We start from the raw sequence: 10,688 nt of genomic DNA on the forward strand, positions 1-10,688 counted from the left end.
GGGGGCCCCGCGGCCCCCCCCCCGCCCCCCCCCCCCGGCGGCCCCCCGCGGGCGCGGGGGGACGCCCATCCTCAACCCGGACATCACCCTCCCGATCAACGGCGAGCGCGTGACGGTGCGCGAGTACAGCTTCTTCGAAGCCATGGACGTGGTCTATGCGGACCGTGGCTTCCTGGATGACTGCGTGGTGATCCTCGCCGCACCAGGCCAGGACCCCTGGGAAGCCGTCCGTGCGCTTGTTGGCAAGCATCGCACCTTCCTGGTGGGTGCGATTGCGACATCGTGCGAGCGCACGCCTGCATGGGTCATGGAGCTGCCGCCCAAGGAACAGGACCGCCTGTTCTCCACCTGGTGGGCGGTGAACGGCCATTTTTTTCTGCAGGAGGCGGCGCTGGTGCTGCGCAGTCGCAATGCGGCGGCGAGCCGCTCGACTGGGACGTTGTCTTCTGCGACCTCGCCGGCGCCGGCTTCGACGGCGGATGCATCACCCGACTTGGCCGCCGCACCCGGCGGCAACTTGAACTGATGCACACGCAGCTGCAGCGCCAGCAGCGGCTGCGCCGTGCGGATCTCATCGAGGACCTGCTCAACGGGCAGGTCCAGTCGCGCGAAGGGCTGAAGCTGGCCCAGCGCCGGATCGCGGAACTGAGGAAGGACTGACGTGGATCGCGACTTCACCATGGACATGCGCATGCGAGCCGACTTCGCGCAGGCTCGCCGCGAGATCCAGCAGACCAACGCCGGCCTGCAGGAGACGGTGGACACTGCCCGCAAGGCCACCGACGAGCTGGACGCTGTCGGCAAGGGCGATGCCGGCGGCATGACCAAGGCGCGCGAGCTGGATGCCGCGGCGCAGGCGGCCTGGCTGCGCGCCAGCGAGGCGACGCGCAACGCGGTGGCGCAGGAGATCGGCCTGATCGGCCAGTTGGAAGACCGCCTCTCGCGCGGTGCCAGCAGTTGGGACGACCTGGCCGACACCGAAGGCATGCTCGACCGCGCAATGGCGAAGGGGTTGGTGACCGCCGAGGAGTACGACGGCGCGCTGGCCAAGCTCAACAAGAGCCAGGCGCAGCTGCAGCGCACTACCGATCAGCAGAACAAGACGCTGGACGGAACCGTTGGCCGATACGACAAGGCCAGCGCCCAACTGAAACGTCTGGAGCGCGACGAAGCGGCGCTCAAGGCTGCGCTGGACAGCGGTCGCATCAGCACCGAGCAGTATCATCGTGCAACGGCCGCGCTCCAGCAGCGGCGCAACCAGATCATCGATTCCAACCAGCAGGCGGGATTGATGCGGCGCATGCGCCTGGACAACGCCGGTGCACAGCGGGATCTGACGCAACTGGCCAGCTATGCCGCTACCGGCAACTGGCAGATGGCCGGCAACCAGATTCTCCAGCTTGGGAACAAGGCCGGAGCTGCATCAGTCCTGTTTACAGGGATGGGGGCTGCTGTGGCTGGCACGACTGCTGCAGTAGCAGCGCTTAGCTATATCGCCTACGAAGGCTATACCGAAATGCGTGCGCTGGAAACGGCGCTTCTGGCTACTGGGGGCGCAGCTGGCATTTCGGCAAGCGGGCTTAACAGCGTTGCTGTCGAGCTTGGCGCAGCCACAGGCGAATATGGGAAGGCCCGTCAAGCAGTCGACCTGCTTACGCAGTCTGGTCGTGTGAGTGGTGAAACCCTTGAAAACATGGCATCAGCCGCTGTTTCACTTTCGGAACTGACAGGGCAGTCAGTTGAACAGTCCGTTTCCAAGATGCTTCAGCTCATTGACGAGCCGACGCGCTACGCCGTTGAACTCAATAAGCAGTACCACTTCCTCACTGCTGAGGTATATGAGCACGTGCGGGCCTTGGAGGCTCAGGGGAAAACACAGGATGCCACACGGGTCTTGGTGGAACAGTTTGCCAATGTACATAAAGAGCGACTGGCTGAGGCTCGTGAGTCGGCCGCTGGCCTGGAGCGCATGTGGCGCGGCGTCAAGGATATGGTCGGCGAAACGGTGCAACTACTGAAGGATGCGGCCAATCAAGATATTGAAGGAAAAATCCGACTTGTAGACAATCTGATTAAGACCGCAAATGGTCAGAATAGGTTTGGGATATTCACTGCGCCGGGCGGTCCGCTGGGTGGGCTGCTACTTAGGGCGAATCGTGACGAGGTAATTACGCGCCTTGCCAATATGCGTGAAGAGTTGATGCTGCAAAAGCAGGCGGTAGATGCTGAGCAGGAGCGCGAGAGCGCCCAACGCCGTCGGGTTGATGCGGGAATTGAAGCAGAGCATGCGCTGAGGAACGAGTTGGCTGATGGGGCAAGCAAGACCGAAAAATTTGCGCGTGCGGTTGATGATTTGCGAAGAAAGTTCATTGCGCTCCGTGATGGTGCCGAAGCCGGAAACTCTGACAGCGGCCTGCTAACCGATGTGATATTCGGCGCGGATGGTTCCGTCAGTGGTGGAGCCTATGACAAGGCTCTCGCCCAACTCAAAGAGAAATATAAGGAGCGGACGCAAAAAGGCCCCAAGACAGACGGCCAGCGTGCCGACGATGCGGCCAAACGCGAGCTCAACCGACTGGCCGAACAGGTCGCCATGCTGTCCGAGCTCGAGGATGGCGAAAAGAAGGTCACGAACGCCACCCGGATGCGCTACGAGGTGGAGGAAGGTCAGTTCAAGAACGCAAGCGCCCGGATGAAGGAGCAGCTGCAGGACTGGGCCCAGGCACTTGATTTCGAGGAGAAGCGCAAGGACAGCCGTACTGCGCTGGCGCAGGCCGAGGCCGAGATTGCGCGCCTGCAGGGCCGTGGCCGATCGGGTGATTTCGAGCGGGTCAACAAGGAACTGGAGCGGCAGAAGAAGAACCTGGAGGAAATCGGCAACGCGGCAGGCGCGGCCGATATTTCCAAGCTGCTGAACCTGCGCCAGGCCAACTATGACCTGGAGGAGCTGCAGCGCACCTACAACCAGGTCATGGGGGAGATCCGTGGCCAGCAGGAGCGCATCAACTTCGAGCTGCAGGCCGGCCTCATCACCGAGTCCGAAGCCCAGCAGAAGATCGTCGACCTGTACCGCAGCAAGCTGGGTACCCTGCGCGAACTGGTGCCGCAGATGCGCGCGGCCGCCCAGGCGCTGGGCGACCCCGCGGCGCTGGCCAGCGTCGAGGCGATCGACATCAAGCTGCAGGAGATGGCGGCGACGACGAACTCCCTGGCGCGCGCCGTTCGCAGCACGTTCCACGACTCGTTCAAGTCGGCTCTGCTGTCGCTGGGCGACGACGCGAACTCCCTTGGTGGCCTGGTCCGTAACTTCATGGGGTCCATGGCCAAGGGCATGGCGGACTGGGCGGCCGAGCAGCTGACGCAGATGGCTGAGCGCGGGCTGATGGACAAGCTGGGGAACTGGTTCCCCAGCCTGTTCGGTTCGGCCGTGACCGAGACGCCCGAATCCACCGCGCTGGTCCAGGCCGGCACCACCGTAGCCTCGGCATTGACCGAAGCTGGCGCCAGCGCCGCGTCGGCCATTGCGGCTGCCAGTGGTGGCCCGGGCGCCGCCGGCGCTGCCGGCAACCCTGTCGCGGCAGTGGGAGACGCCGCCTCCCAGGCGGCGGGCAACATCGCCGGAGCGGAAACCGCAGCTGACAAGCTGGCGACATCCGGCAAAGGCATCCAGCTCGGCGCCGCCAATCTCGTCGGCGCGGCCGCCAACCTGGCCACTGCGGCGGGTGGGCTGTCGCCGGGTGCAAATGCCGTCATCCAGGCTGCCATCCAACTGCTGACGGCGGCGATCGCCATGCGCGCGGCAAACTCCGCCGGTGGTGTTGGATTCGCGGTCGGTGGCTACACCGGCGATGGCGGCAAGTACACCCCGGCTGGCACTGTCCACCGGGGCGAGTACGTGATGCCGCAGGAGGCCGTTCGCTACTACGGACTGGACACCATGCGCGCCATCCACCAGCACCGGGCCAAGTTCGCGGCCATTCCCCCGCCGCGCACCGTGGCACCGCTGCCGCGCTTCGAGTTCGCCGATGGCGGTTTCGCTGACCGGGCTATGCCCGGCGGTGGTGTCCAACTGGAGATCCTCAACTTCACCGACGCCGAGCAACTGGCGCAGCGTCTGGCCAGCAGCGATTCCATGCGTAAGACCATCATCAACACGACGATCGAGGAAGGTGGCTCCATTCGTGCCGGGTGGAGCGAATGACGGGGTTCATCGCGAATGCACCAGTGATCTGGCCGCGGCCGGCGGACTGGGGCAGCAGCGTGCGCGAGACGCTGAGCTGGTCGACCGAAGTGCTGCAGGCGAGCTCGGGCGTGACGGTCCACCGCTCATTGCGCTTCGCACCACGTCGCAGTTTTTCGTTCGACGCGGTAGCGGATTCACAGGAGCGCAGGGTGATCGATGCGCTGATGCGCGAGTGGAGCGGTCGCCGCTGGCTGCTGCCGATCTGGCCGGACCAGCAGATGCTTGCCGCTCCGGTTGCCGCCGGCGCGCTTTCGATTCCCTGCCGAACCGAGGGCTACGACTTCGTAGCGGGCGGTCGCGCCGTGCTGTGGGCCAGCATTACTCGATGGGAAGTCGTACACATCGAGGCGATCGACGTGGATGGCTTCATGCTGTCGATGCCGCTGGGTGGCGCCTGGCGCCGTGGTACTAGGTTGCTGCCACTGCGCTGGGCGCGCATGGATGCCAACTCCAGCATCCGCACGATCACGGACACGCTCGACCGGCCGCGTATGTCTTTCACGATCGACGAGTCCTGTGACTGGCCCGAACAGCTGCCCGCGACGCAGTACCGTGGCCATCCCGTGCTGACCATTCGCCCCGACTTCGGTGAGGACGGCGAAATCGGGTACTCCCGGCTCCTTTCCACTGTCGACAACGGGACGGCGATGCCCTTCGTCGCAGATATTGCTGGCGTCGCGCAGCGCTCTATGCGCAGCGTGTGGGAGCTGTGGGGGCGCACTGAGCAGGCGGCGTTCCGCGGCCTGCTGTACGGCCTGCGCGGCCGGGCGCTGCCGCTGTGGGTGCCATCCTGGCAGCAGGACCTCCGCTTGGCGCTGCCGGCGACGGCGGCGGTTGAGTCCATCACAGTTGAATGGGCGGGCTACACCCTGTTCGGGAGGCAGCAACCCAACCGCCGCGACATCGCCATCCACCTTGTTGATGGAACCATCGTCTACCGCCGCATCACTGCGTCCATGGACCTCGGGGGAACGGAACGCCTGACACTGGATGCGCCGTTGGCGCGCGCGATCGCACCGGCGCAGGTCAGGGCAATCAGCTTCATGGCGCTGTGCACCCAAGCCAGCGACCAGGTCGACATAGAGCACATCACCGGCGGTGATGGTCGCGCTCGATGCATCATCCCCTGGCAGGAGGTGGTACCCGATGGCCCGTAACCGCTTCGGCGCCAAGCCTGTCCATCTGTTCGTTTTCACTCGGCAGCACCTGGCCTGGCGCTACTGCACGGCCGACCGCGACCTCGTGATCGACGGGAAGACCTACCTGTCCGCGCAGATCAGCCGCAGCGAGATCCGGCAGACCGTCGAGCGCGCCAAGGACAAAGTCACGATCAAGATCGCCTATCTGCTAGATCCTTCCGCGGCGGACTATCCCACCACGCAGTCGCTGGGCAACAACTGGTGGCCACATCCGCCAACCGACACGATTGCCGTCGTGTGCATGACCTACGACGCTGGCAGCGCTGATGCGCCAGCCATCGAATGGATCGGCCAGATCGTCCAGCCCAAGGTCGATGGCAGCGAGATGGAGCTGACATGCGAGCCGGGCAATGGCTATGCCCATGCTCGGGGCCAAGGTCTACGCTGGCAGCGCGGCTGCGGCAAGACGGTGTACTCAGTCGGCCCGCGCGGCTGCAACCTGGGCACCGGCGCCGGTGCCCGTGTCGTCACCGGCACGGTGACCAAGCTCGAGCACGTCGATGGCGACGTGGCGCCGCAGGCCCACGTCCTGGTGCCGGCGCTGGCCGGCTACATCCAGAGCCTTCGTGGCCGCCAGGTTACGTGGGGCTCCGGCCAGGCGGCGGCGGTCCTCGAAGCCTACTTCGCATACACCGAGCGCCGCGTAATGACGCCACCGGGTAGCGAATCGACCGAGTTCCATTGGGAGCCCATCGGGGACAGGACAGACCACTCGAAGGAGATCGGGCCGGTCGTGATTTCCTACTACTACACACGGCACGCTGCGCTCGTGCTGTCCGACGCCACCGGTCTGTCGGTTGGGTCCGTCGTATCGGTTGCAATACCGGCCGTCGCAGTAACCGCCACTGTCGCGGCGGTAGGCGGCCTGCAGATCACAGCGCCGGAGCTGGCCGGATCGACGTTCAGTCTGGCCGGTGGGTTCATAGCGTTCAACGCGCCGAACGGCCTGCTGATCCGCCGCGACATTGCCGACCATGCCTTGGGGGGCACGCTGTTGACGCTGACTCCGGGTGGTGCTGCACCAAAGGTCGGCGACGTTATCACCGCGCTGCCGACGTGCCCTCGGACGTGGGCGGCATGCGCGGAACGCGGAAACACCGACAACTATGGCGGCAGCATCTACAAGCCGATCAAGAACCCGATGGACGGAGTGAGCATGTCATGGGGTTGATCGCTCGGATGCGCAGGAAGTTTGAGATCCAGCGGTGGCGGTTCCGCTACTGGTGGCTGGACACCCCCGAGGGTTCCGCGGCCCAGGCGGTGGTGTTCTGTTTCGCCGTCCTGGTTGTGGTCATCCAACTGGTGCGTGTAGCGGTTTCTGCCCTGTTGCCCCCCCCGGCCGGCGAGCCAGTGAAGGCCGTGTACTGGTGGGTGGTGCAGCTGATCATCCTTGTTGTCTCGGCGGTGATTTCGTATGCGCTCCGACCCAAGACCGAGAAGCCCAAGCCCAATGCCGGCGAGGCACCCACGACCGAGGACGGCCAGAGCATCAAGCACCATTTCGGCACCGTCATCGTGACGGACGAGTTCCTGCTGGCCTGGAAGGTCACCGGCACGACGCCGGTCAAGACGAAGGGCGGGAAGAAGTGATGGCCGAACTGATCGTCACGCTGGCCCACCTGCGCAGCATCCCCGGGTTCGGGCCAGCGCCGGGCTTCTGCAGGCGCGGGGCGCGCGAGTTCTTCCTACAGCACGGGCTGGACTTCAGCGAGTTTGTGCGCCGCGGTATCCCGGCGGCGCAGCTGTCAGCAACGGGCGACGGCATGGCGCTCGCTCTGGTCGCGTGGGCACGCGAATGCGAGGCGGCCGATGGGCGGTAAGAGCAAATCCACGACCGTCGGCTACTGGTACGAGATCGCATTCCACAGCGGTCTCGGCATCGGGCCGATTGATGCCTACCTTGAGTTCTTCGGCGGCGACAAGACCGCGTGGAAGGGCGAGGCGACGCATAGCCAGACCATCCAGATCAATGCGCCCACGTTGTGGGGCGGCGAAAAGGACCAGGGCGGCATCGTTGGCTCGGTCGACCTGATGTTTGGCGAGCCGACCCAGCAGCCCAGCAGCCGCCTGGCAGGCATCTTCGGGCCGCAGCAGCCGGCCTGGCGCGGGCTCGCCACGCTGGTCTTCGCCGGCAAGTACGGCGCGATGAACCCGTACCCGCAAAAGGCCAGCCACAAGATCCGCCGCATCCTCGCGGGCTGGGACGACGAGTGCTGGTATCCGGGCAAGGCTGCCATCCCCATGCCGACCTGCAGCGGCGGCGACCCCTACATCCACGCTACCTCGCTGCCCTATACGCAGTACGTGGACGATTCGATGCAGATCCACCCGGTCTTCCTGTCGGCCAAGCTCCGGCAGGTGATGATCGAGTGGCCGCAGCCGCCCGAATCCTTGGCGGTGGCGCCAGGCTTCATTTCGGCGAGCACGCGCCCGTTGCAGTGGGCCTTCAACCAGTACCCGGAACTGCTCGCTGTTTCCCCCGTCTTCATCGGTGCAGGGACAAAGCTCATCCAGGTCACTCACAGCCTTTCCCCCGAAGCTCTGGCGACAGCTCCAAGCTTCATCGGTGCGGCGACGAAGGAAGTGTTGAGTCGGAACGACATCCCCGCCGAGTCCCTATCCATCAGCACTAACTTCCTTGGAGCATCAACGTCGTGAACATCAATTTCGGCTATGGCGGTAGGTATCAGTTTGAGAAGTTCAGGGTCGACGCGGAAGGCAATGAGATCGCCGGAACGCGCCAGGTGGTGTTGCCCTGGTTCGACAATCTGATCACCGACGTCGGCATGAACCTCCTGGGCTCGGCGCCCTCGTCGCAGAACAATCTCGCTTATTGTCGGATCGGCACGGGCAATACCGCGCCGAAGGACAGTGATCAAGCCTTGGTCATGCAGGTCGGGGCCACCAAGACCGATGGCGTTGGTGGCGCTTACGGCCTGAGCATGGATGGCACTTACATCTATCGCCGCGTGAGCAAGCGTTTCGCCGCGGGTACCATCTCGGGGCTCAATCTTGCTGAAGTGGCCATGTCATTCAGCAACACGGGCAATAACGCGTTCAGCCGTTCCCTGCTGAAGGATATTTCCGGCAATCCGACGACCATCACGCTCCTGTCCGACGAAGTGCTGGACGTGGTCTATGAGCTGCGCATGTACCTTCCGCCGCAGGATATTGAGGTTGCGGCGGTGATCGACGGCGTGGACACCACCGTGACAATTCGCCGGGCAACGCTGCAGCGGCAGGTGGATTTCTGGGCCGCGCGCGTTGGGTTTTCGATCCATCCCGACTCTGCGGGCAATGAGCAAGGCTATCCGGGCTATTCAGAGAGAGATGCGACTGAAAACGCAATTGCAGCTGCAACGGGGTGGAACAACGCTGGCACCGGGAATAAGGCTGCGATTCAAGTTGCCGCCTATGTTCCTGGTAGCTACACCAGGGCTGTCACCCTGACCTTTGGGTTGACGCAAGCAAACTTTCCGACCGGTATTGGCTTCGTGACCATCGGCACCGGAAGCTTGAACGATAGCCGCTCGGTGTGTGCATTCGGTCCGTGGGGGCTGATCTTTAACCCCAAGCTCAACAAGACCAACGCACGGATCGCCACCGTCAGTTTCGCAGTGACCTGGGCGAGGTACAGCCCGTGATTCCTGACGGTCGGCTATCGGCTAAGCCTGTTCGGGGAGGATGGATTAACCCCTATACGGGGCGCCTGGTCGAATCCCAACATTGGGGGCCGGTCGCGCTGCAGGACCCATCGCAAGGTCTGCTGGTGCGGCTCTGGACGGCGCGCGTTGACGACAAGGACGTGTTGATCTCGGCCGAAGGAGTGGCCGAGGTCGTGCTGTACTCCCATTCGGCCCGCCTCACGGCGGTATCGCTGGCTTTCAACCAGAACGGCGATCCGCACCTTACGCTGATAGACACCAACGGCACTGCATGGCTGCGCTGGTACGACCCCACCTTGCCGGGCATGGCAATGACGGCCCTGCCGGCGGATCACCTGTACCCGATCCTGACCTTCGACGACGCCAGGCAGTTTGCCGTCGACAGTTCGGACGTCATCCTCTCCTACGTCAGGGCCGACGTGCTGCGCTACCGCATCCAGCGTGAGCGCTTCCTGGTCGAGCACACTCCCCCCGTCGGCGAGGGCGGCGCCCCCTTGGCAGTCGCCGGCAAGCCGCTGCTGCACGTGAGCATGAACGCGAAGCAGCGCCTGCAGTGGACGTTCCTCAACACCGACAACTGGGCGATGAACCCGGCCCACGTGCTGTACTACGCGCGCACGCACCCGGAGATCGGGCGCGAGCCCAAAGCCAACATGAACGACGCCAGCTACCGAGCGGCCGCCGACAAGCTGTACGAGGAAGGCTTCGGCATCTGCACGTCCTACGACCCCTCGGCGGAGAGCCTTGAGGAATTTGAGGGGCGCATCTGCCGATTGATTGGTGGCAGCGTCAGCCGTGACCTGGTCGACGGCCAGTACTACCTCGACCTCGCGCGCGGCGACTACGACGTCGACGATCTGCCGGTGGTGACCGACGACGACATCATTTCGTTCGAGGCGCAGCCTTCGACCCTCGACGGCGCGGTCAACTCGGTGAGCGTCAAGTACTTCGACCCCTGCAGGCGAGAAGACGTGATGACGCCATCGGTGCAGGCGCTGGGGCTGATCGACGCCTTTGGTGTCATCCACCAGACGATGGAATATCCCGAAATTCCCAGCGGCGCCCTGGCGCTCATCGTCGCCGAGCGCGACGTGCGCACGACCGCCACGCCCACCATCCCGTTCAATCTGGTCGTGATGCCGGACGCGGTGCGGGCGATCCGGCCGAACAGGCACTTCCGCCTGCAGGCGCCCAAGCATGGCATCGAGGACATGGTGTGCCTGCTGGGCGAGAAGCAGGCCGGCACGCTCAAGAGCGGCGCCATGCGGATCAAGGCCACGCAGGACATCTACAGCCTGCCGCAGACCTCGTTCGTCGAAGTCGAACCGGGCGTGGACACCCGCCCTGACCCGACGCCGTATCCGATCACGCAGCAGGCCGCGCTGGAAGCGCCGTACATCGAGCTTGTGCAGCGCCTGGACCGGGCGAACCTGGATGTGCTGCCGGCGGACGCGGGATATCTGCTGGTCGTGGCCGACCGGCCGCAGCAGGGCGGCCACAACTACAACGTCGCCGTCGCCGCCCGCGGCGCCCCCGACGCGGGCGGGGCGACCGGCGCCTGGTGGCCGGTCGCCCGCGTTT

At 64.7% G+C, this 10,688-nt stretch carries 9 protein-coding genes and 1 pseudogene; all 10 read left to right on the forward strand.

All coding sequences use genetic code 11. The annotated features are described in order from the left end of the window. Positions 1–526, forward strand: a 526-nt coding sequence (locus tag QMX78_RS17175) for a DUF6631 family protein (protein ID WP_282271796.1), incomplete at its 5' end; no start/stop codon positions are given. Next, the gene (locus QMX78_RS17180; RefSeq protein WP_282271800.1) at positions 526–660 is read left to right on the forward strand and encodes a hypothetical protein; all 135 of its coding nucleotides are present in this window, start codon (positions 526–528) and stop codon (positions 658–660) included. The genes QMX78_RS17175 and QMX78_RS17180, both read left to right, overlap by 1 nt. A gap of 1 nt (position 661) precedes the next feature. Next, positions 662–4,201, forward strand: a complete 3,540-nt coding sequence (locus tag QMX78_RS17185) for a phage tail length tape measure family protein (RefSeq protein ID WP_282271802.1) — start codon at positions 662–664, stop codon at positions 4,199–4,201. Next, positions 4,198–5,400 carry a hypothetical protein gene (locus QMX78_RS17190; RefSeq protein ID WP_282271803.1) on the forward strand — a complete coding sequence of 401 codons (1,203 nt, stop codon included), beginning with the start codon at positions 4,198–4,200 and terminating at the stop codon, positions 5,398–5,400. Before QMX78_RS17185 ends, QMX78_RS17190 begins: the two co-directional genes overlap by 4 nt. Continuing rightward, a complete protein-coding gene (locus QMX78_RS17195) occupies positions 5,390–6,613 on the forward strand; it encodes a DUF2163 domain-containing protein (protein WP_282271805.1) in 1,224 nt (407 codons plus the stop codon). The genes QMX78_RS17190 and QMX78_RS17195 overlap by 11 nt, the downstream gene beginning before the upstream one ends. Further along, positions 6,604–7,032 (forward strand): hypothetical protein, encoded by a 429-nt coding sequence (locus QMX78_RS17200; protein ID WP_282271807.1) that lies wholly within the window; start codon positions 6,604–6,606, stop codon positions 7,030–7,032. The genes QMX78_RS17195 and QMX78_RS17200 overlap by 10 nt, the downstream gene beginning before the upstream one ends. Further along, positions 7,032–7,262 (forward strand): hypothetical protein, encoded by a 231-nt coding sequence (locus tag QMX78_RS17205; protein WP_282271809.1) that lies wholly within the window; start codon positions 7,032–7,034, stop codon positions 7,260–7,262. Before QMX78_RS17200 ends, QMX78_RS17205 begins: the two co-directional genes overlap by 1 nt. Further along, positions 7,252–8,100: a hypothetical protein gene (locus QMX78_RS17210; RefSeq protein WP_282271811.1), complete on the forward strand. Its 849-nt coding sequence runs from the start codon at positions 7,252–7,254 to the stop codon at positions 8,098–8,100. Before QMX78_RS17205 ends, QMX78_RS17210 begins: the two co-directional genes overlap by 11 nt. Continuing rightward, on the forward strand, positions 8,097–9,086 hold the full coding sequence (locus tag QMX78_RS17215; protein ID WP_282271813.1) for a hypothetical protein: 990 nt from the start codon (positions 8,097–8,099) through the stop codon (positions 9,084–9,086). Before QMX78_RS17210 ends, QMX78_RS17215 begins: the two co-directional genes overlap by 4 nt. Then, positions 9,083–10,688: pseudogene (locus tag QMX78_RS17220) on the forward strand (hypothetical protein); the annotation flags it as partial. The gene QMX78_RS17215 and the pseudogene QMX78_RS17220, both read left to right, overlap by 4 nt.

Origin of the sequence: Stenotrophomonas sp. PS02298, from assembly GCF_029959445.1 — a bacterium.
Classification (GTDB): Bacteria; Pseudomonadota; Gammaproteobacteria; order Xanthomonadales; family Xanthomonadaceae; genus Stenotrophomonas.

Coding starts and splice junctions, on each gene's coding strand:
- QMX78_RS17180 (WP_282271800.1), top strand. CDS start 526: ATGCACACGCAGCTGCAGCGCCAGCAGCGGCTGCGCCGTGCGGATCTC.
- QMX78_RS17190 (WP_282271803.1), top strand. CDS start 4,198: ATGACGGGGTTCATCGCGAATGCACCAGTGATCTGGCCGCGGCCGGCG.
- QMX78_RS17195 (WP_282271805.1), top strand. CDS start 5,390: ATGGCCCGTAACCGCTTCGGCGCCAAGCCTGTCCATCTGTTCGTTTTC.
- QMX78_RS17200 (WP_282271807.1), top strand. CDS start 6,604: ATGGGGTTGATCGCTCGGATGCGCAGGAAGTTTGAGATCCAGCGGTGG.
- QMX78_RS17205 (WP_282271809.1), top strand. CDS start 7,032: ATGGCCGAACTGATCGTCACGCTGGCCCACCTGCGCAGCATCCCCGGG.
- QMX78_RS17210 (WP_282271811.1), top strand. CDS start 7,252: ATGGGCGGTAAGAGCAAATCCACGACCGTCGGCTACTGGTACGAGATC.